This is a genomic window from Haloarcula sp. JP-L23, from assembly GCF_011602445.1.
In the GTDB taxonomy this organism is placed as follows: Archaea; Halobacteriota; Halobacteria; order Halobacteriales; family Haloarculaceae; genus Haloarcula; species Haloarcula pellucida.
In genome coordinates, this window is sequence record NZ_CP050014.1 from 3,525,159 (window position 1) to 3,550,362 (window position 25,204).

Consider the following 25,204-nt stretch of genomic DNA (forward strand, 5'->3'; position numbering starts at 1 on the left):
ACTCATTTGACCGTCTGGCGATGTGGCTCCTCCCCGAGTACAGCGGTGGGGCCCGTCGCCGCGACCTCGTGGATCCGCGAGGTTGGCCTCCAGTTCGTCGACAAACTCTTGCAGTCCGTCGATAGTTGCGATCCACCTTTCCAGAACACTCGAAACGAGGGGGAGACACCTCGTCGTCGAGTTGAGTGGGGGGTGTCCAGTGGTTCCCAACGTCTGAACCATCCTGCCCAATATCCATACCGATCTAGGTGGCCAGTCCGTGGTCGGTAGCTGTGCTATCGGTCCCGCTGTCGTCGGGGTAGTGCTTCGTGGCATGGGTACCACGCAGGGCTCGTCCCCGGAATCGGACCAAGCTATGCCACCCACAGCACGAGCTATCGCTTGGTCGTTCGATGCGGTCAGGTAGTGATCTATAACCGATCCCCTCAAGGCGATCACTCCACATCGACAGAGACTGCCTCGTGGCAGATCTTGTTCGGTGAGGCTGGCTGTACGTCTGGCTCTGGTGGGTCATTGCTGTTTCGAGGTTCCAGTCGTTGACCTCGCATCGGTCCATCTCGGGGTCAAGGTCGGCGACGGCGTCGTGGATCGACACCTCGTAGGACCGGTTCTTTGAGCGGTGTCATGGGCCGGTGTGCTTGAACGCTGGCGGCCAGTCGACGCTGGTCATTGTGACACCTCCAGCTGAGACGTATCGTTGGTGAGGAAATCACCCGTCTCAGTGGGTGCTGCATAAATCTCGAGATACTTCGCAGTATCCACTGACTGTTTTTGCGGCTTGACTGTGAAAGGTGGATCTGGTCGTCGGCTGTTTATTCTCTCACCCAAGAGCGGAACCCATGTGGCCGGCGACCGTCGTCCATTCGTCACTATGTATTGCCCATCGCTGTGTGTCAGCTGACCAGCTGCTGTCATCGGCCGACCACCACCTCAAGATTGAGCGCGACGACAATGACATGGAGCGCGAGCAGCGCCTGAGCCAACTAGTAGCGTGCGAGCTCGAACTAGAACCAGACAAGGTTCTATGATCCCAAGCGTGCCGATGAGCGATTTGAATCCGACCACGAGCGGGGTCGACTTGAGGTATCAGTACGCGACCGTGAGTGCACTATCGACGCTGATGCAGACCGCCCCATCGCGCCAAATCGAAAAAAGACGTGTATCCCAGCAATTCGGGCTATGCATCGTGTTCGACTTCGAAGATCTCGTTTGCGACGAGCCCGTGGGCTTCACGGTGGACCTTCTCACCCGCTTCTTTGCTGGGGCCTTCGAACAGGCAGAAGACGGCACCTTCCTTATCGTCAACCCAGTAGTTCAGGTACTTCACACCGTGTTTTTCTTGGACTTCGAGGTCTTTTTGTGGACCTCTACAATGTTTTTAATACTTTCATCGACATTTCTGTGAACGTCCATGTATAGCGGCATGGTACGTACTGTTACGACATCATGAACGATAACTATTCTCAATACAGCTCATATAAATATATCTATGTTTATGGTACTTGGCTACAATAACGTGAAAGACACATGCTCCGTACTGGGTGTTCGTTGGCGACTGTAACTTGAGCTGAGAATCACTCCGAGTATCCTTCTTGAAGAAACGTTCCTTCAGTTTCATACATTGAGAGTAGTTCCTCAATGAATTCCTCGATTGTTTCGTCTTCTTCGAGATGGCTCGCTAATCGGTTCTTGAGTTCGTCGTCGATTTCAATTGTAGGCATGGCATTGACACAATATTGAAATCAGACGTCTAGCAGCAAGTACCTACTGGTAGTTTGGTCAGAAGCAGTCGTTGCATCGGAACGGTGCGCTCCTCTTTTTGTTAGTCGATATATCCTCTCAGAACGGCTACTTTGTGAACTGAGATGTGAGACACAGAATAATCTCCGTTCCCATCCCCATGCGCCTCACCGAAAAAGTCTTATCATCGACAAGTATCTTGACGCCATTAGTGAGCGAGTGAATTGATATCAATTCCTTTCCATCAGAGCAGCGAGTCATAGAACAGTTTGAATACTCTTGTACTGATCCAACGACCGATCAGTATAGAAAATATACCTATCATTTGGTAATCTGTAGACGTGATTTATAGTTGCCTAAATTACATATGGGCGTGCGTTCAGTACTGTAGCATGGTGGATACTAATACCTTATTCCAGTTGCTGGCCAACGACATCCGCCGACGCATACTCTATGCGTTGTGCGATAATGCGTCGATCCATGTTCCAGAAGGTATCCTGTCACACGATCAGGTACAATCACAAGACACTCAACCGCACTCTCCTCACAGTTCTTCCTCGCAAATTAACGGAGAGTCGGTGCAACAGCTCGAAATGCAGCTACATCACATGCATCTCCCGAAATTAGAAGAAGAAGGTATTATCGAATGGGAACGAGAAACACAAACCGTCTCACGAGGCCCGCAATTCGATAAGCTGGAACCAGTTCTCAGACTCCTCTTCGTGAATCAAAACCGACTCCCGGATGATTTCCTTTGATTTCAGCCATTTCGCTCTGTTATTCGGTCCTCCTCACAGCTGCGATACTGGTTATTAATGCGGAAATTACGTCATGTATTACTGGCGGTCGTCGCGTTAGTCCTCAAACTGGAATTCCTGCAGAAATATAACTGTTTCTTTAGCTGCTGTCAGACTATCCAAATTGATAGAACTCTTATGAGAGATAGAGGTTTCTACATCCGATTATTTCCACCAGTCGGCTGAAATACACCGATCTGGGGATGTCTACGGCGTTTGGTATGGGGGCGATTCGGATCGAATAACCTCGGAGATGTTGTGCATCTCGTCTTCGAGGAGGACAACCAGATCGTCAAGCGTCACAATGCCACACAGTTCGCCGTCCTCAATGACAGGTACTCTGCGGATGCCGTGTTCGGCCATCTTCGCACATAGATTGAAGACGCCGTCGCCTGCCTCCGTGGTGAACGGATCACGGTTCATGATATCGCCAGCGGTCCACTCGTCGAGCGATTCGCCTTCACCGAACGCCATCGCGATGTCCCGGTCGGTAACAATCCCCGTCGGCTTGTCGTCGGCCTCTATCACCACACATCCCACCCTCCGCGTATCCATCAGCTGACAGAGCTCACGGACGGACGTGTCTTCGCCGGCAGAGACGAGTTCCTCTTTCGGTCGGCAAATGTCTTTGACAGTCATTGAATTCTTCCCCGTGATTGTTGACAACGAGCCAACGAACCACTACCATGGCTATTGTTGCCAATAGACAATGTATCTGCCGGTCGGTATAGATATTTGCCTTGCTGAAAGAAGCATGGGTCCTTTTCAGAGGTGTGATCTGCACCGCGTTTGATTCCAGTTCACGCTCTTCAGGAAGACTTGATTCGGTCGCGCGATTCGTTTGATCGGCTGTCGGCTCGGTAACGATCCTGATCGGAGCTTCTTCCTCGTTAGACGATACTGACGTCGACGGTGTCCTGCTCCAGGGCGGAGGGCTGGCCTGCTTCGAGTCGGTCAAGGCGGTCCATGATCGTGTGGACGGTGTCGCCTTTGGTACACGGGGCGACGTGGGTAAGTTCGTTGTTGGTATACTCAGCGAGGCCCATGACTGGCAGCACTATTGCCTCGTAGGACGACTCCGTGACTTCGGCGTCGACATCGGTTCGCTGGTGGAACGAGTCAAAAGAAACGTTGTTCGACAGGGACCACTGCTTGAACTCGGCAACCCGGTTCAGGATGTACTTCCCCTCTTCTGTCCTGGCGGCGGCTGACTGCGGGGCAATCCGCTTCCCCCAGACGATGACATTGAAGCTGTCTATCTGGCCTTCTTCGTCGAGGGTATGGAGTTGGTTGATGGCATCCTCTTGGCGTTCGTGTGCACCGTTGGGAAGCATGGATCGAACGTATAGCTCAATGTGGGGAGTCGGGGTGTCCTCGATCATGTCTACCCAATATCACGATGGAGCATCCATATATAGCTGCTGTGAGAAGTGTCTACATGCCTCGAAACGGCTTCTCTCGACCGGTTTCGCGTGTTTCCATCATATTCAGTTAATTTCAAAATTCTCCATATTCGGGTTGATATAAGGACATCTCTCCTTTTTTCGATATAGCGAAACGGCCGAACACCCTACCCCGCACAAGAAGGGCTGTGGCACGACCTCGTACACGGTGATGCATCCGCAGCCCAACTCCGCTTGCAACGCCACCGCACGACGTGGATGCTCCACGTCACCGTCGAGTTCCCGGTCGAAGAACCCGACTACGAACCGACTGACGAAGACGTAACACCAGTTGGCTTCGATATTGGCGAAGCACACCTGCTCGCGGGCTGTGCCTGCGAGCAGGTGGACTCCGACTGACCCACTGCTCATCAACGGTGGTCGCGCTCGGCATCTTCGCAAAGAAATGTTCACGACACTCAAGCGGCTCCAAGAGCGTGACGCCGCCGAGTGGCGGATTGACGAACGATTCGACCACTACCAGAACGCACTCACTGACATCATCGAAAAGGCAGCTCAACGTGCCGTCGAGTACGCCTGCCAGTTCGAGAAGCCAGTCATCGTGCTGGAAGACTCCTCGTACATCCGTGAAGACCTCGATTACGGCAAGTGGATGAACCGACGCCTCCACGCATGGGCGTTCGCTCGGCTCCAACAGCGCATCGAGGACAAAGCACGAGAGACCGGACTTCCGGTCATATACGTGCGACCGGAGTACACGAACCAGACGTGTCACGAGTGCGGCCACATCGGGCACCGGAACAGCGACAAGTTCCGGTGCCAGACCGACGAGTGTTGGGTGTCGGAGTACCACGCAGACATCAACGCGGCGGTCAACATCGCTGACCGCCTGGAGTGAGTGCCTGCCGCTGAAACCGGCGGGCGATGACATCTCACGGGATGGGAGCGCCTGTGACAGCGCCACGACCCACCGAGAGACGAGTGAGCAATCCTCGCAGATGACCCTCTCGGAACCCTCTGCCAGCAACAGCGGCACATAGCTGGTATTCCCATGCCGGGAAGCCGCGCCGTTTACGGCGCGGAGGATGTCACGGTTTGGTTCGTCTGTCTGGGGGACCGAGTGGATCTCGATACCGATACTACGACTCTGGATCGGTGTCGTCGTCCGCATCTGCAGGCTCGTCGATATCGATGTCGACGCTGGCGTCATGATCGATTTCGTCAGCTGCTTCACTCTCACCCCTGTGTGTTTCCTGCCCGCCGAGACCCCTTCCTTCTAAGCTACTTGACCTGAACTCGGCTGTCCCGACGCCAAGCTGGTCAAGGTCTTGACCGGCCTTGTCGATCACGGCGTCATCGATGGTGATGGGACAGTCGACACGGACAGCAAGCGCGATCCCATCACTCGGGCGTGCGTCACGGACGATTTGTTTCTGCTCGTCGCCGCGTTCGACAGCGAGATCAAGTTTCGCATAGAACGTTTCATCTCTGAGGTCGTCGATGCGCACGCGGTCAAGCATGGCGTCGACATCGTGGAGGAGATCGACGAACAGATCGTGTGTGAGCGGTCGCTCGGCCGGCAGTTCCTGCTGGGCCAGTTCGATTGTCTGTGCCTGGCCGGGATCGACGAAAATCGGGACAATTTCACCGCGTGCCTCGAGAAGCACGACGGGAGCACCCACCCCGCCCTCACCGACACCGACACCAATCCCATGGATCGTTGCTTCGTGTGCCATACCGTCACTAGGTCCGACACAGGTAAACGCTCTGGGTGACCGACAAGGATGACAGGACGAGACTGCTTATGGTTCCCCGGGCCACCGCACTATCCAACTCTTCACAATACATTGCTGCCGTGTCAGTGGTGACCACGGATCGATTGGATGCCGCAAGCCACGAGCAAGCGCTGGCTCAGTTGTCTGACGGGCGGCTGACGGCGTCTTGGCATCGCTGTACTGTCTGGCGGTTTCACTTTCGGTGTGGTTAGCGGACCTATTTATCTTTGCCCGCTTGAGACGGGTAGTAGAGGGCGTCACAACTTGCCCTCTGACTGAATCCGTTCGGTGCGAGTGACGCGCTTCCCATCCACCTCCCATTCCCCTTTGGACACACAGGAGATCCACCCATGTCCACACAAAAATCCATCAATCAGAATGCGACGCGGCTTGGCGTCTGCCCGCACTGCCAAACCACGATCGCCAGCGTCGACATCCTGATCGAGTATGAAACCGGTGATGGCCAGCCCAAGGTCTGGACCGAGTGCCCATGCTGCCATGAGGTGGTCCATCCGGAGTGATCTCCGGTCGGAGGTATCAAGTCATGCTTCGCAAGGTGAAACAGGTCCTGGCAGGACGACGCTATGAGCGGATCTGTGAGTGCCGGCGCTGCGGGACGACCGTTGAAGCCTTATCCGATGGCTGTCCTACCTGCGGATCACAGCAGATTGCACGCTACGAGATCTAACAGATGTCACGTAACGAACAGCGGTAGTCCATATAGTCATCGAGAGCACTCTGGCTGTACTCGTCCAGTTCATCCTGCTCAACCTGCTGCTCGTAGTCGGTGAGAAACTCCTCAACCTGATCGAAGCTCCGGGTGTACGCGTCAACTGTTGCCTGCCATCCCTGTTCGACCAGTTCTTGGCCATGGTCGCTATCGACTTGCTCCGCGACCGGGTGGTCACCCCAGCGGTCTTTCCCTGCAACGCCCCGTCCGTCGGCGTCGAATGTCACGTGGTAGTCGAACACATCATCCCTGGCCAAGGGTTGGAACACGTCGTACTTCGCCGTTTCAACCGCTGCATCGGGTGTCTCACTGGGTACCAGGCCGTGTATCAGCATGTGCATCCAAGTACCACCCTCTACGCGGAGACGTCGTGGGCATCCATGAGGTGGCGAATCGGTTCTTCCTCGCCCTCCCAGTACTCCACTACATCCTGGTTTTCGATGAACTGGTTGGCCCGTCGCTCCACTGCACTCTATCCCAGTGTGGTGGGATCCGGCACTTCTGACCGCCCGGTTTCCAGCAGCTGATCGGCCTGTTCGAAGCCCCTGTCCAGCTCGTATTCGGAAATGTTCTCTAATGGTGTGAGCGCACGCGTGGCCGCGTTGTACGTCCCCCAAGCGTCGGGCTGTCAGCGTCGTCGACCTCGTCGTGGAGTGTGTTCACCAGATCGGGTACCGGCTGGTCAAGGTATTCACTGACACCGTGTTCCAACAGGACGAGAAGAGCCTCGTCTCGGTTCATCAGTTCATGGTTCTGGGCCTCATGCAGTCGTTCCTCGACCGTGTCCGTGCCATCGATCACGGCGTCGACGGCGTTGTACGCGAGCCCGGACTGGAACGTTGGCTGTGCGTCTGGTCAAAATGCATGTCGGAGACGAACGCCACCATCCCGTTACTACAAACCTGGCGCTCCCCACCGACGTCGTACTTCAATCCGTGGAACCCGGAATGAGCGCTCCGTATCTTCAACCCGAGGTCAATCGGATCATCCTCATCGGCGTAGACCGTGGAGCCATCGAACTCCACGTCAGCGCTCATCTTGTGCGCGGTCGGCGACAGGGTGACACCACCCTCACGGCTCAATACCCGTGTCTTGATACTGCTCGACGGCCTTACCGACCGTTTCGAGGATGTCGCCGTACTGGGTGACATGGTAGAAGTCCTCCGACGAGGAGACGACGCCGGTGGCCCGGCCATCCTCTGTCCACAGACTGTCCTTGTACGGCACCTGCTCCCACTCATCCATGTCTTCGTGGTAGGCATAGACCTCGTGCCGATCCACTTCTGGCAGTTCGTCAGCGGTTTCATAGAGTTGATCGAAGTCGTTGAACTGGTAGTGTTCTGCTGAAATCGATATCACCTTTGCAAATGGCTGGAGGACATACTGCACTTGCCGTCGGATCGAGTCTCGGTTGATGGTTGGACTCTGGTCGCGGGAATCGTCGGCTGTGTCTTCTGACTGAGCTGTCTCGAGTCAGGATTCAATCCGTTCTACGAGGTCGGCACGACGCTCGACGAGGGCAACGAGCAGGGTTCGGGGTTGCTGTGGATCTGTGTCGGCGACCAGTTCGGAAACAGGTGGTCGCTGGCTGATTTCGTCGGGATCGCGGATGTACGTCAGGAGGACGGCCACGCGATGCTTGCAGATGCCGCCGTGATCGTACGGGCAGGAACACGTCGTGTCGACGACGCCGGTCTCATCGAGTTCGATCTGTATCTGGTAGGGCTCGTACTGGCTGCCCTCGACCGCTGCTTCGAGACGGTTGCCACGACGTGTAACCTCACGGACGGCACCGTGTTCGTAGTACTCCTCTCCTCAGTCGTATGACTGCGATCGTGCCAGGTTACGGATGGCTGCCTCTGTTATGGTCGATGCCTGTCCCATCGATAGGCATCTCTACGGTCTCTCTCGATAGAAAAGCTGGGTCAGCATCAGTATCGAGGGCCATCCGACAGCAGGCTCGGCTCGGACATCAACGACGAGTCGTCCCAGTCGTCGTCAACAGTTCGTCGATGAATGCAGTGAAGAGTGATTCTGGATCGCGATCAGGCTCGGTTGGTGGTTCCTTCCAGAGTTCAACGTCGACCTCCCGCGCTGCCGTTGCCTGCCCCTCTGTGGCGATGACCATGAGAATCGCTTGCTGATAGATTACTATTGTCCGATGCTCGTCGACATCGAGATGCTCGATCTCAGCGGCCGTAAGCACTTCGAGGAGATCCACTGACTCGGCCAACGTATAGTGTTGCACCGGCTCGTCCTCGCCCGTCATACCAGTCGATACTACCTCGTGGTACAAGTATGCCCGGACACCCTGTGCCGTTCTCTTCAGTGAAAGCACGGGAAACGGTGGAGGCGAGCGTGATACGGTCGGCCGAGCTGAAACATTAACCAACACCGCCATTCGTGTCCGGCAATTGTTGGTTAAGTTGATCCGCCATCCGTGCTGGTATTCGAGTCTTCAACTGATACCGCGACGCGTACGACCATCGAAAGCCCTCGGCCGCTCAGCATCCCGCGACCCACGCTGCGCTCCTCGTTTCACTCGGTGCTAGCGGGGTCGGGGGACGACCGAGACGGCCTCGCCCTTTCTGAGTCCACCAAGGTATCTGCTGGGTCACCGAGCGTCGAGCCGGGCCGAACAGGTGGTTCGACACGGCCCGCCCCGCTCGCCGCTGCCGGCTTAGTTCACCCTGTTGTTGTCTGGACGGCCTCATGTTGGACGACGAGCGTCGTCCAGGACACATCGCCTTGGTATAGAACAAGAGACGTGCCGTTCAGGTCACCTCCACCGCCTTCGGCGAGTCCGTGAACCTGTTCGTGGCCACGAAATCGGGCGGCGAGCGCCACAAGCGCATCCGACGGCGTCTCGACGGGGCCGACAGTGTACTATCCGTCTGTCACTCGCAATGCCCGAGTCTGAACCGCTCTAGAACGGTCGTGAGCGAACCGGGAATTCCGACCACGCATCGGTCGACGATGTGGCCGACCTCGTGATGGAACGGGCGCAAACCCCGCGAGACGATCACGAGGACGCACAGGTTGCTACGGTGATGGCGACCATCATCGATACCTACGGGACCGAACCCGTCCGCACAGTCATCCACCGCGTCCTCGTCGACACCGACCCGTTCCGGACCGCCACGAATGGCCTTGAGATGCGTACCGTCGACGGCGTTCAGATCGGGACGGCAGCCAGCTGGGTTCTCGACGAGTGGAACGCACAGGACGACGGCTGAGACTGGCGGGGCGAGTCCTCGTCCAGGTGTTCTGATGTGCACGCGCTGTGCATCCGTCGAAACCGTTATGCGTCTATGTGCAGAACTTGCACATAGAATGAGCGCACGCGATGATCCGCGGCGGGTTCACTTCCAGTCGCCGGCGTATCTCGTCGACCGGCTGGACGCGATCGCGGAGCTTTTCGACACGGATCGGACGGATCTGCTTGTCGAGGCGATTCGCGAGTACATCGAAGACACTGCTGATAGTAAGACGTTCCAGGAACTCGTCGCGACGAAGTACTACGACGACCAGCTGGAGTTCGAGACGGTCAAGCAGTTGGTCGGCGCCGAGACCGCCCAGCGGCTCCGTCTTCTCAAAGCGGATCTCGAGGCCGAGCCACTCGATCTCGCTGCCCCCGACGATGTCGACGTCTACAATGGCGATGCGACGACGGTTGAGACCGCAGACGACGATCGATGAGTGGCCGGCAACTGCGAACGGCCGTCGCCGACACCAGCGCGCTCGTCAGTCTCGCCGTGCCTCGTGCGGACGCGGCCGTCGACACCGATGTTCCCGACCCGTTCCAGTATCTCCTCACGTCGTGTGAGGTGTTCGTACCGCCAGAAGTGGTCGCGGAGCTCCGCGACATCACGCAGTATCAGGATATCCACGCCGCGGCTGCGAACAACGTCCTCGCGGCCCGCGGCCACTACACGGTCGACGATCCCTACGAACGCGACGAGACGCCGGACTCCCGGTCGACGTTCGGCCTCGATGACGGCGAAACCGACGGGATCGTCCTCGCGAACGCGCTCAACGTCGACGGGTTTCTCACCGACGAGTTCGGCGGGACGAACTTCCCGCTGATTCACGCCGTGCTGCAGGGACCGCGGGTCGTCCCGACGCCGCGGCTTATCGTGGATTACGCTCGGAACGGGCATCTGAGTCGCGAGGAGGCTCGAACGCTGCTCACGACGATCAGCCCGCATCGGAGCTGGGAGAATAGTCCGTACGTCACGCAATTGCTCCAGCGCCTCGAAGAGTAACCGGCCTCCGAGTGGCCGTCATCCACGAGTGGCGACGCCGAGCACCCAGCAACGACTCCTGAAAGCCCTCGGCCGCTCGACGTCCCGCGACCCACGCTGCGCGCCTCGTACCTGCGGTGTGTTTATGAGAATCTGCTAAGCCCCGTTGGCGCGAACGAACGCTGGGGCTGAACAGAGGCTGTCCGTAAGCATGTGTCACAGACGAACACGGTGCGGTGACTGGCCCGCCTGCATGGATAGGAACAACTGCGCCGAGAGCGCGAATAGGTGCCTATTTCGCTCGCGCCACCCGACACAGCCCTTGGTGAAAGTATGAAACCCGAAACTCCATACATCGGTATGGACTGCCATGACGGCCACTCCCAGGTGGCCGTCATGGCGTCCGATGGAACGATTCTCGACGAACGCCGCGTCACCGACAGTGCCCTTGCCGAGTTCGCTCGCGAGTACGCCGGGTCGCCGGTCGCCATCGAGGCGACCGGCTTCTACCGGCACGTCTACGAGACGCTCGACGAGTACACGGACGTAACGCTCGTCAACCCGAAGAAGACTCGCGTCATCGCCGAAGCAAGCGTCAAAACCGACAAGATCGACGCGCAGATGCTCGCGCATCTGCTCCGAGCGAACCTCGTTGCTGAAAGCTACGTCCCACCGCGGAAGATCCGCGAGAACCGCGATCTCGTCCGCACGCGCAAGACGCTCGTCGAGGACCGGACGCGGGTGAAATCCCGCGTCCGGGCCGTCCTCAAGCGTACCGGCAACCAGTATCGAAGCGAACTGTTCGGGCCGACCGGCCGAGAGTTCCTCGCGGAACTCTCGTTGGCCGACACGGATCGCGTGATCGTCGAGACGTACCTCGACGTGGTCGACACGTACGACGAACAGATCGCCACCCTTGACCGAGAGATCGAAGCGGTTGCCAAAGAAAATCCGGAAGCGAAGCTGTTACAGACGATTCCTAGCGTAGGCGCGTTTTCGGCGGTGTTGCTCACCGCCGAAATCGGCGAGATCGAGCGCTTTCCGAGCCACGAGAAACTCGTGAGTTACGCCGGGCTGAATCCTACGGTTCGGCAATCGAGCAACCACGAAACGCGTGGCGGGATCAGCAAAGAAGGCTCAGCGGCGATGCGCTGGGTCCTTACACAATGCGTGAACACCGCGGTTAATTGCGGAAACGAGTACCTCACCGAGTTTTACGGACGACTGAAGCAGCGGAAGAACCACCAGATCGCGGTTGTCGCAACGGCACGAAAACTGCTGGTGTCGATCTACTATATGCTCACGCGTGAGGAGAAGTACGCGCCACCGGTGAGCTGAGTCGCGTCTGAGCGACGCGATTCAGCGGCCGGTTGGTCCCAGCAAGAGCGACAGCTCTCGCGACCGACTGTACCGCACCGCAATCACGATCCGACCGCAGTCGGCTGATTCGACGGGAAGAGAGCGGTTCAGCCCAAACAGCTATCATCGCTGACGTGGTTCGTTCAGTCGCAGATTCTCATAGGTGCTTGCGGGGTCGGGGGACGACCGAGGCGGCCTCGCCCTTTTTGCGTCCGCCAGGATGGTGGATGGCTGGCCGAGCGACTCCGTCGGCTGAACAGGTGGTGCGATACGGCCCGCCCCGCTCGCCGCTGCCGCCCTCCGCTTGCGCACGGCTCACTCCGTTCGCCGTTCGCGTCGAGGCGGGTCGGCGCGCGGTGCTGGATGGGTCACCTCATTCGGGCGCGCTCTCGCTCGCGCCCACAGGGCGCTCGCGAAGGCGCGAGCGAGAGCGCAGTCGGTGCTGTCGGTCAGTGTCGTCGAGGAAATCCCCGTCTGGAGCACGGGGAGTCGGGCGCTGTGGTGAGGCCTTCAGGAGTACTGCAATGTCACATACCAGCGCGAGCGAAAAGACGGTTTCGGACGGACAGACTCCAAACACTGAAGAACGCGGTCGTGAACCCACGGTCGAACACGAGCCGTCGGCGCGATCGGCCTGTCCCAAGTGTGCGGGCCGGGTGATCACCGACGACGAGGCGTCCTTCTGCACGGACTGCGGGCTGGTTGTCGCCGACGAGTGGGTCAATCGAAGCCCGACGCTGACCGACCTGGGCCTGGTCGGCGACGCCGACCAGAGCATCGAGACGGTGGACCCCATGCGGACGGACAAGGGCCTGCACACGAAGATCGACAAGAGCACCGACGGGCACGGCAATCCGTTGAGCACCGAGCAGTGGGCAAAGGTCCAGCGCCTCCGGAAGTGGCACAAGCGCTACCAGTTCGGGGCACAGCGCAAGCGGACCAAACGGCTCAACGAGGGGCTGCGGGACATCGAGATGATCGGCGGCAACCTGGGCTTGCCGGCCCACGTCGTCAAGACGGCGGCCCGGTACCTGCGCAGCGCCTCGGAGGCACGGCTCCCGGGCGGGCGGATGGCCTGGGAGGCACTCGCCGGCGGCGCCGTCCTGCTGGCCGTGCGAGCGTCCCCGGTCGACCGTGAGGCAATCGATCTCGCAGTCGCAACCCATACGAAAGCGCCCCACGAGCGGGTGTGCGCTGCGGCGCGGAAGCTTCGGTGTGAATGCGGCTTCGACGCGCCACTCATCAGGCCCAACGCCGTGATGGACGTCGTCGATGCCCTCGCGGAGGACGCCATCCCTGGCGCGCGGGCAGTGCGGACGTGGCGGCTGGCCCAGCACCTGATGCAGCTGGGTGACCGGGTGCCGGTTGGCCCGGGGACGCCACGGCTGACCGTCGCAGCGGCGGCCGTCTATGCGGCGGACCGGCCTGTCCTAGTCACTTGGCACGGACGGCTGAGTATCGCCACCGGATTGAAATCCCGGAAATGGGTCTATTCCGCCTGACGCGGCTACTCGTCAGATGCGTTACGGCTGAACAGCTCTTGTGTACGAGAGATCAAGCGAGACGGAGACTAACCCGTTGTTGTCGGAACTCCCCAAGGAATTGGGGATATTGTCCTCGTGATCAGCCACACACTAATACTCAGTGTATATTAAAATAAAGAAAAGACTGGTTAGTCTCTCGCTGAATAGGGTTTGGATTACTGAAAAAGTTCAATAGTTACTGAAATTGTAGTCTCCACTCATCGGCCAATTCGCGCTGACTACACGTGAAAACAGCGACCGTGTCAAGAGTTCTGTGGCGTCTTCATAATGACTGCAAGGCGGAAACCGGCGCCTTCAGGCGCGGGAGGAAGCCGACAATACCTACACGAACCACCCGCGATAGCAGGCTGACTCCCCCACGTCAACCCGAACTAATATAAATACAGGCTATCACATATGAAGTGTAGATGGTGGAAGACTCAGGCACTCGAACCGTCCCCGTCAAACTCGATATGGGTGAGAGTACCGCTGATCTCCTCCACCAGACAACCGACCACTTTCTCGACGCCGCCAACTACGTCGTAGACGTAGCGTGGGAACCAGACTGGAAAATCACCAGCAAACAGAAACTCCACGACCTCACCTACTACGACGTTCGAGAGAACTCACCACTCCCGGCCAACCTCGTGCAAGCCGCACGAAACCGCGCCGCAGAAGCCGTCAAAGGCGTCGTTGAACGCTGGAAGGAAGGCAAGAAAGCCTCCAAACCACACTTCACGGCGCGGTTCGCCAGCTACGACGCGCGAACTGTCACTGTCAACGACGACCACGCAACACTCGCCACCATCGATGGGCGAGTGACTGCGGAGTTCGTCCTCCCAGATGCGTCTCGTAAGACGCCGTACTCGGCATACTTGTTCAACGATGACTACGACGTGAAGGGAGCCACGCTCCACTACGACGCGGTTGAGGACTGTTTCTACCTTCATGTGCGGACAAAGCCCGCCGTGGAGAACGATGATGCCGACACAGACGATGCCAAGCACGTCTCCGTCCTTGGTGTTGACCTCGGCATCACAAACATCGCAGTCACCTCAACCGGACGCTTCTGGAGTGGTGGCGAACTCAACCACTGGCACCGAGAATACGAGAAACGCCGAGGCGACCTGCAACAAGTCGGGACTCGCTGGGCACACGTGAACGTCCAGCGCGTCGGTCGCAAGCAGACAGGACGTTTCGAGCAGTTACTTCACACCATCTCGAACGAACTCGTCTCGGAAGCTCTTAAGAACGAGTGTACCCATATCGTGTTCGAGCAACTCAACGGAATCCGTGAGCGTCTACCGCACGCGAAAGCAGTTCACAAGTGGGCGTTCCACCGCCTGTACGAGTACGTCACGTACAAAGCTGAATCTGAGGGTCTCGTGGTGAGATTAACCCGGCGTACACGAGTCAGCGTTGCTCGAAGTGTGGATTCACCCACGAAGACAACCGCCCCCACAACAACGGGCAAGACGAGTTCGAGTGTCTGAAGTGCGGGTATGACGTACACGCGGACTACAACGCGGCGAAGAACATCGGCCTGAAGTATCTCCGCGACCAGCAAAAGTCTGGGCGTGGAGGCGCACCCGTAGGCGTGCGCTTGAACAGCGGGATGATGAACGTGAACGGCGAGTATTCGCCTACCGCTCTCAGCGGTTAGAACGGGAGTCCACGCTGAATGCCACGCCCTTCAGGGCGTGGTAGCTTACTACTGTCACTCGGCCGTTGAGATAGGGAGAGAGCGAGTACTGGTTTGTCGTTCCCTGGAGGGACGGAGCGAGTCATTGATGTCACCAGCCCCATCGTTCACGCTCGACGGTGAGACAGCCGCTGTCTTTCGCGACTGGTTGTTCGAAACGGGCGTAAAGAACCACGCCAAGCCACAGATCGCGGATCCGCTCGCTGAACTCGCCGCTGCAATCGATGGCGAACTCCACGACAGCACGGAGTACGTCGCGATCAGCGCGTCGACGACAGCCTTCCCACCGACTGACCTCTCTACTGGTGTCGATGACGCCGGTTCACCACCGCACCAGGGGTCAGAACACGATACACGACCAGCCGACACTGTGTCCGTCAACGACGCCGACATCGATCCCGGCCGACTCTACGACACCTTCCCCGACGACGCGTGGCACAGTCCGCGTGACCAGCATGAGGGCCGAGATAGCACGCCGTCAGCACACGATCAATCGTCGTCGACAGCAACGCCCCACACACAGGGAGACAGGACTCGGATGCCGGATCGATATCTCATGTCCTACACGTGTTCGGTGTGTGGTAGCCGCCAAGAGGTAGCGACCTCGCTACAAGTGTGTGCGTTCGTCGACGGCTGTGCGGCCTGTGGTGCCGTCGACGTCCGCTTCACCGCGATCGGGATCCCGTCACGCATCTCGGACACCTAACCGCGGTCGACGTTGCAGCCCACAACTTCCATCCCCATCTCGACGAACTGGTCGACGTTGGGCTCGTCGGCAAGCGCCAGCGACGGACCGCTGATAGCTAGAGCTTCTGCACGTACTCCCAGCCGGCCGCACTGGGACGCGGCAGTCTCGAGCATGGCGTCGAGGAGTTGATGCGCCGCGAACGCGAGTGCAACGACGTCTACTCGTGAGCGGTGTGCAACGGTATCGGCTCCGGCACTACGGAAGCGGCTGTGCTGTTCGTTTCGCTTCTCTCAGTGAACCGTTGTCACTCGGCGTCGATCATGTTCTGGGCTTCGATCGTGTCCCAGACATCCGTGCCGGCGTCCGTAATGCCGTAGACGCGCCCTTTTCGGCGGTCTTCAGAGACCAAGAGCGTGATGAGATCCACATCACGTAGTTCCTGGAGTGCTCGGGAGATATGTGCGATACTGTGTCCGGTTTCATCAGAAATGAGCGACGGTGTTGCCGGTCCCTCTGCGAGGCGGTGCAGTGTGCCAACGCGGTAGCGGGAACTAATAACGAAGCTCACGTCGTCCCACTGCTCGTCGGACGTCATCGGTGGGTCCGCCTCTGCCGAGGCTGAGTGTAGTCTTCCATCATTGTGTGATGAGTGGATATCTACTGATTGGTAGCTGATTAACAGCGCTGATCGTTTAGGTGGGTAAGTCGCTCCAAATACGAGGGTTGCTAACGGTAACCGATTGCTTCTTTGGGAGGACTATTCCTGAAATATCTATAAATAACTTATCAGAGTCACGTTTGTAATTCGTGATGCGGGCAAATGCCTGCACTCCTCATCAGTCGCACGTGGGCTACCCACGGGTACGGGCAGCGCCAGCTCCCCAGCGTGTCCGCAACTCCCTACCACTCACCCCATCCCACCGCGCCGGATGTTTTCAGCCCGGCACTGTTCACATCGCCAGAGCCGACTCACCGCCCAGCGATGACCGTTGATATCGACTGCTCGCTGGGGGTGGGGGCTGCCTGCGGCAGATGCTTGGTGGGTCCTATCGAGTACGTAGACAGCGATACGACCGCCGACGGATGCCCCCACCGCTCAGTTCACTCGTTCCCGCTCAGGGTCGTCCTCGCCCTCTTCTGAGCCGACCTACTGGACGAAGTCCGGACTACGAGCGCGGAGCAGTCGACGGCGGCGGCCTGTCGACTCGCCCGTGGTGGTCATCGTGGTCGTCACCTCCTCTGGAGCGGTGCTCTACGTCTTGACCGACCACTGGGTATGAGCTGTCGGCTCGTCATCAACACGTCTCACCGACAGCATCCGTAGTATCGTCGATATACGGTGCCTACCAGAGACTGGCTGACCGGGTACGATATGGTAAACAGCTTATAGGTAAGTGTACCGATCATAAGGGAGTGGCATGGGAGGATGCCCATTCCACGCGGATGACGGGGATTCGGAGGCACCAGAGGATCGGACCGAGGGGGAGCGGACACACCAGTGGTCGTCTGGTCGGAGTATCGACCGCCGCGCCTTCCTAAAAAGCGCCGTCGCTATCGGTGGCATGAGCGCACTGACGGCCGCTATGAGCATCGAAGCCGACGGAAGCGATCCGTCAACGACGTCTCCGGACGGTGACCCGTCGAACCGACCGCCACAGCAGCACCGGTGGTCAGATGCAGGATACGTGGACGAACACGGGAACCCCGCGCCACCGACACACCAGATCGTCCTGTTGCTTGATTACGCTGGCGACGATATCGACGCCGACAGGGCCCGAATGGAGGCGTCGTTCCGCCAGCTCGAAGAAGCGTTCGCCTACAACCAGTCCGAGGGGCTGTTGTTCAACGTTGGATATTCACCAGCCTACTTCAAGCGCTACTCGACTGGCCAGCCCAAGGGCGTCGACATTACCGAGCCGCGGGCGGTCTCGCCCTACAACAACCCCGAGATGGACCGGCAAGACATTTTCCTCCAGCTCGCGAGCGACCGCGCGTCGGTAGTCCTGGCAGCCGAAGCGGCGCTCGAAGGGAACGCCGATACAGTGAACGGTGTGTCGGTGGAAAACTCGCTCGCTGAGTTCTGTGTGGTTGCGGAGCGACGGTCGGTTTTCGCCGGCCCGGGACTGCCGAAAGAGCGTCTCTCCGACGACGTCGCCGAACACATCGACGAGACATCGCCGCTTTCGATGGGGTATAATTCCGTCTACGCCGACAGCATCCCGCCAGAGCAGCGCGTTACCATCTCCGAGGGGCCATGGATGGACGGGACGGTGGCGATGGTCTCGAAACTCCGGTTGAAACTGCGGGAGTGGTACGAGGAACGGACCGAAGCGGAACGGGTTCAGGAGATGTTCGCCCCCGACTACACGCCCGAGGACGTCGGTGATTTCGGCGAGGGACTCGGCGAAGGCAGCGGGCGGGGAGACGGTGAGGGATGGTCCGACGAACTGACCGACCAGACCGAGGCCGACGCCCGCGAGAAGGGCATTGTCGGCCACTCACAGAAAGTCTCCCGCGCCCGCGACGATGACTTCGGGGTCAAGTTGCTCCGCCGCGACGGCGACATCACTGTTGCTGGCGGCAAGGGCGGGCTGAGCTTCGTCGGACTGGTCGAGGGTATCTCCGATTGGTTCGATGTGGCCGACGCGATGTACGACCCCGGGCTCGACGGGGTGCTTCGTGAACGCGACGACACCGATGGTACCGACGGCCACCACCCCCGGAGCGGCATCAGCGCTCGAATCGATGTCCTGTCGCGGGGGCACTTCCTCGTCCCACCCCGCTCGTTGCGGGCACTCCCACCGTCGCGCCCTTGACATCCTGTCGCCCGCCTCCATGTCGGTGGAGATGTCGGCCGCCCTCGCACCGATCCAGCGCTCACCGTCGACGTGTATCGCCAACGCTCCGCCGACTACTACGTACTGGCCAGCTGCGTGGGGGATCCGACGTCCGATTTCTCGACACGTCACTCCGTCCAAGGTGAACCACCTCGGGGGCAAGTGGTTCGAGATGCTGACGGCGTCCCGGCATCACGAGAGTGCGTCACTCTCTCGAACGACCCCGGGGCACTCGGCCTGCGCCACCTGTAGAACGGGGATACTGCGGTCTCACGAGCCTGTAGCGAGTGGATTACTAACCGTACGTTGCGAGAGTACACGTTATGGTGTTGGGGCCGATAGATTTGCAAGAAGACAACGTTCTGGACCACCCCTCACTACGAAGTATCTTCAATATCCTCCACGCCGTGAAAACGGCCCTGTTGCGCATTTTCTTCTGGAGTTCGATTATCTTGCCACTGTTATACATACCATTCCTAATCGTCGGCCTCAACAGTATTCAAGCAGTGCTGCTCTTTCTCGCACTTCTTGGACTACACTGTCTCACCTTGATTTGCGGCCAGTTTTATCATGTGAGATAACCAACTCCCCTATGGGAAGACAATTGATAACAATATGGATAGTACGGGAGTGGAGACTGTATGTCGACGTCAGCCACAGAGACTGCGATGACTTCGAGTAACCTTTCGGAGAAGCAATCGCGTATCCTTGCATACCTCCAAAAGAACGCCACAGAACAGACCTACTTCAAATCTCGACTCATCGCAGACGAGGTCGGTCTGTCGTCGAAAGAGGTTGGCACGAACATAAAGATACTCTGCCAGAAAACAACCGAAATACAAATCGAAAAGTGGGGCTACTCTTCGGGGACAACGTGGAAAGTTACGGTCTGAAACAACCACGCAGTAACCCTCGTGATGCTTGTCCGACTGCCCAAGGACGGTACGTTTCGCACAACTGTACCCAGGCTCTCGCGAGGCCATCCTCCTGTCGATGAAAAGTCGGTCATCCGATCCGGCGACAAACGGCCCCGTCGGGAAACTCCAAGGTGCTGCAAGCGGCGGTCCCAGATCAGTTCAGGACGTCCTCGGCCGGTTCCTCGAACAGGCGATCCTCGCAGGACTGACACGAGATAGCGACGACGTCGATAGACCGACAGCAGGACTCCACGGTGTCGGTCTCCAACGAAACCGGGCCACCACACGTCGGGCAGTGGTCGAGGAACAACCGTAGACCCCCGAGGACGGCGCCCCGTTCGGCGACAGACAACCGGTCCCAGTCAGGCGACCGCTCGGCAAGGAGTTCACCACCCGCCACGTCCGCGACGAAGGCCGCACGAGATTCCCACTGTCCCCCGCGGCGTCCGTGCCGCCGCAGGACGAGCGCGTCACCGTACTCTTCGAACTCGACGTCATCGATGTCAACGCCGAGAACCGGTGCGAGAGCTGTCCAATCGGGATCTCGGTCACGAAGGTTTGCCATCCGTCGGTACCACTCCCGGTGGAAGTCGGGCGTTGTCTCCACGTCCTCATCGTCGGCCACCGACGTTATCGCGTCCGCGCGTCGGAGAATCCGTTCTAAGTCGAGGTCCGATTCACCGTCTCCGGCAGTCGGTGATGGATGGTGGTCGAACAGCGCCAGCACGCGCTCGGGGAGGTACCGTTTGGTCAGCGTCGGCGTCCCTGGCACGAGATAGCCCCGGAAGTAAATCAGGAGGAGCGACGTGACGAGAAACAGCGCAGCGATCGAAAGAGCTCCCGTCGCGAGGACGGCAGTACACAGCGCTGCGAGGACGAGGTTCACGACGGTACAGGGCAGACACCGGTTGTCGCCGGTGTACTCGGGTCGCCGGAGACGACCAGCGAGCGTCCGAACGTGGTCAAGTGGCGAGGCGAGCGACACGATCATCGACCCCCCAGCAACCGTTCGAGCAGTACCCATCTGTAGCCTCGGAGTTGATACGCTGTCGACAGTGCGATGACGACCAAGAACAGACTGGCCCACAGAAGCGAATCGATAGCGCTGACAACCGGCGTCTCGAGTGCGACAGCCAGTAGCGTCATAAACCCGGCGACCGCCACGGACCGATAGTACGCCGCCCACGTGACACGGGGCGATTCGAGGAAGAACACGTCCATGTACGGGTTGACCTCCCGCGCATCTCGACGGAGCGACACCGTCTTCCGGTTCTTGTCATAGTCGATGATACCCTGTCTGTCGAGTTTTGGCAGATGAGTCTGGTGTAAGGAGTTGTAGACGCTTTCGCGGATGTTTCGCGGTGGGGGTGATTCGCCCGTCTCGTACTCGGCGATGCTCTCTGCCAACATGCGAAGGGAGACATCCCCAATCGTCCGCTGGAGTTTCTGGATGACGGCTTTCCGTCGGTCGTTTCGCAGTATCTCGTGCACGTCTTGTTCGCTGAGAATGCGTTCTTTCTTCGATGTGTGTCGTTCCTGTTGCATTGGTTCTCAACAGCGACGTCAACGGGCGACGAGTGCCAACCCCAATTCGGGCCGCTGTGTCTCGTCGCCTAGAGTGTTAGTGAAGTAACTATTCGCTCTGTTACGCAGATTAGGCGCCGTGATACGGTTTCAGGCCGCACAAAACAGCGCGACTGCGAGCGGAGGGGACGTAGTAAAAGGTGTCTGAGACGACGGCTAATTGCAAGTAGGGACGACACAGACCTGATTCGGCGATGGAGCGAACGTCGTCGTTCGGAACGAGAGTGCCGTACTCGGAGATGAGGGGGTTGACGACGATCGAGACGTCCTATTAGCAGATCGACTGGATGGCATCCTCAATTGAGGTATCGTCGTAGTTATACGTTGTATACCTCTCTGCGGGTATCCACTAATCGGACAATCAACGGCTTCAATCGAGACGTTTGAGAATTCACACGAGCTGTTCAATCCGCTGTCGTGTCACCAATCCTGCCATTATCTAAGCCCATATAGGCCAGACGTTGAGCCACGTCCGGCATGTGGGACTACCGCACTGCTGGGCACTGAAACCAATGACAGACAACTTCGAACTGTCGAGGCGGAAGGTGCTTGGCGGACTGGGGACCATCGGGGTCGCCTCCGTCGGCGCTGGACTCGGCACGACCGCGTTCTTCAGCGACGAGGAAACGTTCGAGAACAACAAACTGCAGGCCGGCAGTCTGGACATGAAGGCGGCCTATTCGGCCCACTACTCCGACTGGTCGGAGGACGAGGACGACGGTCTCGACGGCGAGGTGCAGATGACCGACCCGAGTGGAGGTCCAGTAGCGGACGGTCGGGTCGGCCTCCCGTCGAACGTCGCTTCGATGATCTCGGTGCAAGACGCCGACGACGCGAAACAGTTCCTCGCGAACACGCAAACCGGAGCCGACGGCGATGCGTCCTGTCCCAACGGGACGGACGCTGGGGACCTTGACCAACCGGTCATCAACCTCAACGACGTCAAGCCGGGCGACTTCGGCGAGGTGACGTTCTCGTTCGTGCTGTGTGACAACCCCGGCTACGTCTGGATGAACGGCGAACTCGTCAAGAACGACGAGGTCTCGGTCACCGAACCTGAGGCGGATGACGACCAAGAGTCACAGACTCAAGACGACCCTAACGACGACTTCGATGGCGAGCTCGCCGAGACGATTCAGGCTGCCGTCTGGCTCGACGACGGGAATAACTTCCAGAACGGCGGTGAGCAACCACTCGTTGTCGGGTCGCTTAAGGAAGTGTTAAACGAGCTGGAAGCGAGTGGCTCCGACCGTGGTGTCCGCATCGACGGGCGGAAGATAGATGCCTCCAGCAGCAAGCCTGCGCCAACAAGCTTCACCGCGTACGGCGTCAACCGATTCGACATCGACGGTGGTGGCGACTACGACGTGGATTTCGAACTCGTCGACGACCCGGCAGGCGGGGGTAGCAAGGTCGCTCATGGAACCTCCGGCGGTCAGGAGACGCAGGATTACGCGACGACAGTCGTTCCAGTTGAGGAGACGATCAGCAACATCAGTAGTCTCACCTACGAATACTACGAGGGCGCCGACAGCACGAACGCGAATCCGGATGAGGTCTGGCTGCTAATCGAGGAACCCGACGGCACGCAACACGTCGTCTGGCGGAATGCAGGCAGCGCTGGGGACGGAACGATAGAAGACACCTGGCAGACCCGGAACGTCGGCGACGAGATCAGCAACGTTTCCAACGGCTGGATGGAGGCTACCTCGTCGGGACACACCTCTCTGGGTTCGTCGCCCGAAGACGCCTTTACTAGCGACGCCACGGTGGTTGCGATGGGTGCCGGTCTGGGTAACACGTCCGGAGGGAGCAACAGTGTCTCCGACGTCTACTACCGGAATCCCTCGTTGAACGGGAACTCGCTCGGTCACTTCCCGACGGCGTGTTTCCGAGGGTCTGCGGACGACCACGACCACGTCCACAGCGCCGTCTTCGCGTGGTGGCTCCCGGTCGACCACGCCAACGAGATCCAGACGGACTCGGCGACCTTCTCGCTCGGCTTCTACACGGAGCAGTGCCGCCACAACGACGGCGAGGGCATGGCACCCGAGAACGCCTGACCCTGCATCGATCCACGAACATCGGCCCACGCTGGCACCGCGGCGGTTCGACTCCGCCGGTGGGCCTTCCCCCAGAGCGGGGAAGCACGACAAATGACAGACAAATTTGAGCTATCGAGGCGGAAAGTGCTCGGCGGACTCGGGACCATCGGGGTCGCCTCCGTCGGCGCTGGACTCGGCACGACGGCGTTCTTCAGCGACGAGGAATCGTTCGACGGCAACAAACTGACCGCTGGTGCGCTGGACCTAAAAGTCGACTGGGAAGAACACTACTCCGACTGGTCGGAAGACGAGAGCGATGGACTGAGCAACGATGTCAAGATGAGCGACCCTGGAGAGGGGTACGTCGGCCTCCCTGACCCTGCCAACCCCCTCATCTGGGTGCACAGGGACGACGTGAGCACGTTCATGGACAACACGTCCATTGAGGCGTACCCCGACCCAGACGACGACGGGGCCCAAAACCAGAACGACATCGGTCACCCAGTGTTCCCCGACGGAAAGAGCATCTGTAAGCACGATGCGGACCTCGATACAGCACTGGGGTCGGACCTCCGGACTTCTGATCACGGGCAGGGTAACGACCCCGAACCACTGCTCAACATCTCGGACGTGAAACCCGGCGACTTCGGCGAACTGACGCTGAGTTTCCACCTCTGTGACAATCCAGGATATGTCTGGATGCAGGGTGCAAACTTCAGTGCGTCCGAGAACGGCACAACCGAACCGGAAGCCGACGACGACGACGAGAAAGACGGCGTCGTCGAACTCTACGACGCCATCCAGACCGTCGCGTGGTACGATCAGGACGGTGACAACGTCCTCGACGTCGGGGACGGACGGCCCGTCTGTGCGATGCTGGTTCTGGACTCCTCGGGGTCGATGGAACTTGAGGACGGCGACGGTGTGAGTCGAAACCAGGAGCTAAAGACTGGTGCGAAGCAACTCGCTGCAGCAATCCTGAACGCCGATTCCAGAAATCAGGTCGGTGTTGTCGACTTCGATAGTGACGCGATATACCAGCTCGAACTAGACGAAGACACCAATGAGAACGGGGGAGTTTCTGGTACCCCTGACTCTTACGAACTCGTCGAAGTCGAAGAAGATATCGAAGATATCGACGCGAGTGGCGGAACCAGAATCGACCTCGGTATCGAGAAAGCGGACGCCGAATTCGCGGACTGTGCGGAACCGAACGCACGCAAGGTCCAGATTGTCGTCACCGACGGTATATCTGGTGGCGATCCGAGTACCGCGGCCGATAACGCGATCAACAACAACACCGACGAAATATTCGCCATCGGTACCGGAGGTTCCAGTGAGTCGGACCTCCAAACGTTCGCCCGTCCCGTTGACGACGCACACGTCGAGTTTACTTCAGACCTCACCAACGCCATCGCGAACCTCGCGCAGGTCGTCCTCGGTGAGGAGGTCTTCTTCCGCGGGTCGCTCCGTGACCTCAAGGACGCGCTGACGACTGCGCAGGACGGCGACGGGAACGTCCCGGGGATACCGCTCGACGGGAACCGGACGACAGCGTTTGACGAAGTGCCGGGTGACGGTGTGGGCGACTCCGACCCGAACGGGCCGGGAAGCGACAAGCGCGAGTGTTTCAAGCCGTCCGATACCAACCACATCGGCCTCGCGTGGTACCTCCCGGTCGATCACGCCAACGAGATCCAGACGGACAGCGTGAGCTTCGACTTCGGGTTCTACACGGAGCAGTGCCGCCACAACGACGGCACCGGGCAGGCTCCCGAAGCGTAACCAAACGATAGCATCGACCAACAGCGACCGGCCCACGGTGGCACCGCGGCGGTTCGACTCCGCCGGTGGGTCTTT

25 protein-coding genes and 4 pseudogenes are annotated in these 25,204 nt (G+C 59.0%); 16 read left to right on the forward strand and 13 right to left on the reverse strand.

The features are described from left to right. Positions 1–1,177: 1,177 nt before the first annotated feature. On the reverse strand, positions 1,178–1,327 hold the full coding sequence (locus tag G9465_RS26310) for a nickel-binding protein (protein ID WP_227015619.1): 150 nt from the start codon (positions 1,325–1,327) through the stop codon (positions 1,178–1,180). A 247-nt stretch (positions 1,328–1,574) separates the two neighbouring features. Then, positions 1,575–1,721 carry a hypothetical protein gene (locus tag G9465_RS18410; RefSeq protein ID WP_166972702.1) on the reverse strand — a complete coding sequence of 49 codons (147 nt, stop codon included), beginning with the start codon at positions 1,719–1,721 and terminating at the stop codon, positions 1,575–1,577. 411 nt (positions 1,722–2,132) lie between these two features. On the opposite strand from G9465_RS18410, the gene G9465_RS18415 reads away from it, so the two are divergent. After that, a complete protein-coding gene (locus tag G9465_RS18415) occupies positions 2,133–2,498 on the forward strand; it encodes a hypothetical protein (protein WP_166972704.1) in 366 nt (121 codons plus the stop codon). Positions 2,499–2,744: 246 nt separating this feature from the next. On the opposite strand, the gene G9465_RS18420 is transcribed toward G9465_RS18415, so the two are convergent. Then, positions 2,745–3,176 carry a cyclic nucleotide-binding/CBS domain-containing protein gene (locus G9465_RS18420; protein WP_166972706.1) on the reverse strand — a complete coding sequence of 144 codons (432 nt, stop codon included), beginning with the start codon at positions 3,174–3,176 and terminating at the stop codon, positions 2,745–2,747. Between the two features lie 251 nt (positions 3,177–3,427). Then, the gene (locus G9465_RS18425; protein WP_166972708.1) at positions 3,428–3,919 is read right to left on the reverse strand and encodes an HTH domain-containing protein; all 492 of its coding nucleotides are present in this window, start codon (positions 3,917–3,919) and stop codon (positions 3,428–3,430) included. A 192-nt stretch (positions 3,920–4,111) separates the two neighbouring features. Here G9465_RS18425 and G9465_RS18430 point away from each other — a divergent pair. Further along, positions 4,112–4,980, forward strand: a pseudogene (locus G9465_RS18430) (RNA-guided endonuclease TnpB family protein); the annotation flags it as partial. A 99-nt stretch (positions 4,981–5,079) separates the two neighbouring features. Here the strand turns inward: G9465_RS18430 and G9465_RS18435 are convergent. Further along, positions 5,080–5,676, reverse strand: coding sequence for a bifunctional nuclease family protein (locus G9465_RS18435; protein ID WP_166972710.1), 597 nt, complete (start codon positions 5,674–5,676; stop codon positions 5,080–5,082). A 389-nt stretch (positions 5,677–6,065) separates the two neighbouring features. Here G9465_RS18435 and G9465_RS18440 point away from each other — a divergent pair, with 389 nt between their 5' ends. Further along, a complete protein-coding gene (locus G9465_RS18440) occupies positions 6,066–6,236 on the forward strand; it encodes a hypothetical protein (RefSeq protein WP_166966303.1) in 171 nt (56 codons plus the stop codon). 163 nt (positions 6,237–6,399) lie between these two features. Here the strand turns inward: G9465_RS18440 and G9465_RS18445 are convergent, their stop codons facing one another. From G9465_RS18445 to G9465_RS25685, 4 genes are all read right to left on the reverse strand, one after another. Next, positions 6,400–6,786 (reverse strand): hypothetical protein, encoded by a 387-nt coding sequence (locus tag G9465_RS18445; protein WP_166972712.1) that lies wholly within the window; start codon positions 6,784–6,786, stop codon positions 6,400–6,402. 456 nt (positions 6,787–7,242) lie between these two features. Beyond that, positions 7,243–7,482: a hypothetical protein gene (locus G9465_RS25675; protein WP_227015621.1), complete on the reverse strand. Its 240-nt coding sequence runs from the start codon at positions 7,480–7,482 to the stop codon at positions 7,243–7,245. Between the two features lie 34 nt (positions 7,483–7,516). Beyond that, a complete protein-coding gene (locus tag G9465_RS25680; RefSeq protein WP_227015623.1) occupies positions 7,517–7,834 on the reverse strand; it encodes a hypothetical protein in 318 nt (105 codons plus the stop codon). An 84-nt stretch (positions 7,835–7,918) separates the two neighbouring features. Continuing rightward, positions 7,919–8,161: an SWIM zinc finger family protein gene (locus G9465_RS25685; RefSeq protein WP_227015779.1), complete on the reverse strand. Its 243-nt coding sequence runs from the start codon at positions 8,159–8,161 to the stop codon at positions 7,919–7,921. On the opposite strand from G9465_RS25685, the gene G9465_RS25690 reads away from it, so the two are divergent. Continuing rightward, a complete protein-coding gene (locus tag G9465_RS25690; RefSeq protein ID WP_227015624.1) occupies positions 8,081–8,272 on the forward strand; it encodes a hypothetical protein in 192 nt (63 codons plus the stop codon). The genes G9465_RS25685 and G9465_RS25690 overlap by 81 nt on opposite strands. A 145-nt stretch (positions 8,273–8,417) precedes the next feature. On the opposite strand, the gene G9465_RS18460 is transcribed toward G9465_RS25690, so the two are convergent. Next, positions 8,418–8,714: a hypothetical protein gene (locus G9465_RS18460; RefSeq protein WP_166972714.1), complete on the reverse strand. Its 297-nt coding sequence runs from the start codon at positions 8,712–8,714 to the stop codon at positions 8,418–8,420. 637 nt (positions 8,715–9,351) lie between these two features. Between G9465_RS18460 and G9465_RS18465 the strand changes: the two are divergent. The 8 genes and pseudogenes from G9465_RS18465 to G9465_RS26315 all read left to right on the forward strand — a co-directional run. After that, positions 9,352–9,681, forward strand: a pseudogene (locus tag G9465_RS18465) (hypothetical protein). A gap of 97 nt (positions 9,682–9,778) precedes the next feature. Beyond that, positions 9,779–10,144 carry a hypothetical protein gene (locus tag G9465_RS18470; protein WP_166972716.1) on the forward strand — a complete coding sequence of 122 codons (366 nt, stop codon included), beginning with the start codon at positions 9,779–9,781 and terminating at the stop codon, positions 10,142–10,144. Beyond that, on the forward strand, positions 10,141–10,710 hold the full coding sequence (locus G9465_RS18475) for a hypothetical protein (RefSeq protein WP_166972718.1): 570 nt from the start codon (positions 10,141–10,143) through the stop codon (positions 10,708–10,710). Before G9465_RS18470 ends, G9465_RS18475 begins: the two co-directional genes overlap by 4 nt. A gap of 312 nt (positions 10,711–11,022) precedes the next feature. Further along, entirely contained in the window at positions 11,023–12,027 is a 1,005-nt protein-coding gene (locus tag G9465_RS18480; RefSeq protein ID WP_166972720.1) for an IS110 family transposase, read from the forward strand. Between the two features lie 545 nt (positions 12,028–12,572). Beyond that, positions 12,573–13,550 carry a transcription initiation factor IIB family protein gene (locus G9465_RS18485; protein WP_227015626.1) on the forward strand — a complete coding sequence of 326 codons (978 nt, stop codon included), beginning with the start codon at positions 12,573–12,575 and terminating at the stop codon, positions 13,548–13,550. A 449-nt stretch (positions 13,551–13,999) separates the two neighbouring features. Beyond that, a pseudogene (locus G9465_RS18490) lies at positions 14,000–15,234 on the forward strand (RNA-guided endonuclease InsQ/TnpB family protein). Between the two features lie 127 nt (positions 15,235–15,361). Further along, complete coding sequence (locus G9465_RS18495; protein ID WP_166966306.1) at positions 15,362–15,979, forward strand: hypothetical protein; 618 nt, start codon at positions 15,362–15,364, stop codon at positions 15,977–15,979. A 2-nt stretch (positions 15,980–15,981) separates the two neighbouring features. Next, positions 15,982–16,188, forward strand: a pseudogene (locus G9465_RS26315) (ArsR family transcriptional regulator); the annotation flags it as partial. Between the two features lie 77 nt (positions 16,189–16,265). On the opposite strand, the gene G9465_RS18505 reads toward G9465_RS26315, so the two are convergent. Further along, the gene (locus G9465_RS18505; protein ID WP_166972722.1) at positions 16,266–16,556 is read right to left on the reverse strand and encodes a winged helix-turn-helix domain-containing protein; all 291 of its coding nucleotides are present in this window, start codon (positions 16,554–16,556) and stop codon (positions 16,266–16,268) included. 823 nt (positions 16,557–17,379) lie between these two features. Here G9465_RS18505 and G9465_RS18510 point away from each other — a divergent pair. Both G9465_RS18510 and G9465_RS18515 read left to right on the forward strand, forming a co-directional pair. Next, positions 17,380–18,777, forward strand: coding sequence for a Tat pathway signal protein (locus G9465_RS18510; RefSeq protein ID WP_166972724.1), 1,398 nt, complete (start codon positions 17,380–17,382; stop codon positions 18,775–18,777). A gap of 662 nt (positions 18,778–19,439) precedes the next feature. Continuing rightward, complete coding sequence (locus G9465_RS18515; RefSeq protein ID WP_166972726.1) at positions 19,440–19,691, forward strand: Lrp/AsnC family transcriptional regulator; 252 nt, start codon at positions 19,440–19,442, stop codon at positions 19,689–19,691. 178 nt (positions 19,692–19,869) lie between these two features. Here G9465_RS18515 and G9465_RS18520 read toward each other — a convergent pair whose 3' ends face one another. Together G9465_RS18520 and G9465_RS18525 are read right to left on the reverse strand one after the other, a co-directional pair. Further along, positions 19,870–20,739 (reverse strand): hypothetical protein, encoded by an 870-nt coding sequence (locus G9465_RS18520; RefSeq protein WP_227015627.1) that lies wholly within the window; start codon positions 20,737–20,739, stop codon positions 19,870–19,872. Further along, positions 20,703–21,260: a hypothetical protein gene (locus tag G9465_RS18525; RefSeq protein ID WP_166972728.1), complete on the reverse strand. Its 558-nt coding sequence runs from the start codon at positions 21,258–21,260 to the stop codon at positions 20,703–20,705. Before G9465_RS18525 ends, G9465_RS18520 begins: the two co-directional genes overlap by 37 nt. 551 nt (positions 21,261–21,811) lie before the next feature. Here G9465_RS18525 and G9465_RS18530 point away from each other — a divergent pair. Together G9465_RS18530 and G9465_RS18535 are read left to right on the forward strand one after the other, a co-directional pair. Beyond that, entirely contained in the window at positions 21,812–23,362 is a 1,551-nt protein-coding gene (locus G9465_RS18530; protein ID WP_166972730.1) for a SipW-dependent-type signal peptide-containing protein, read from the forward strand. Between the two features lie 93 nt (positions 23,363–23,455). Then, the gene (locus G9465_RS18535; protein WP_166972732.1) at positions 23,456–25,129 is read left to right on the forward strand and encodes a vWA domain-containing protein; all 1,674 of its coding nucleotides are present in this window, start codon (positions 23,456–23,458) and stop codon (positions 25,127–25,129) included. The last annotated feature ends 75 nt before the right edge of the window (positions 25,130–25,204 follow it).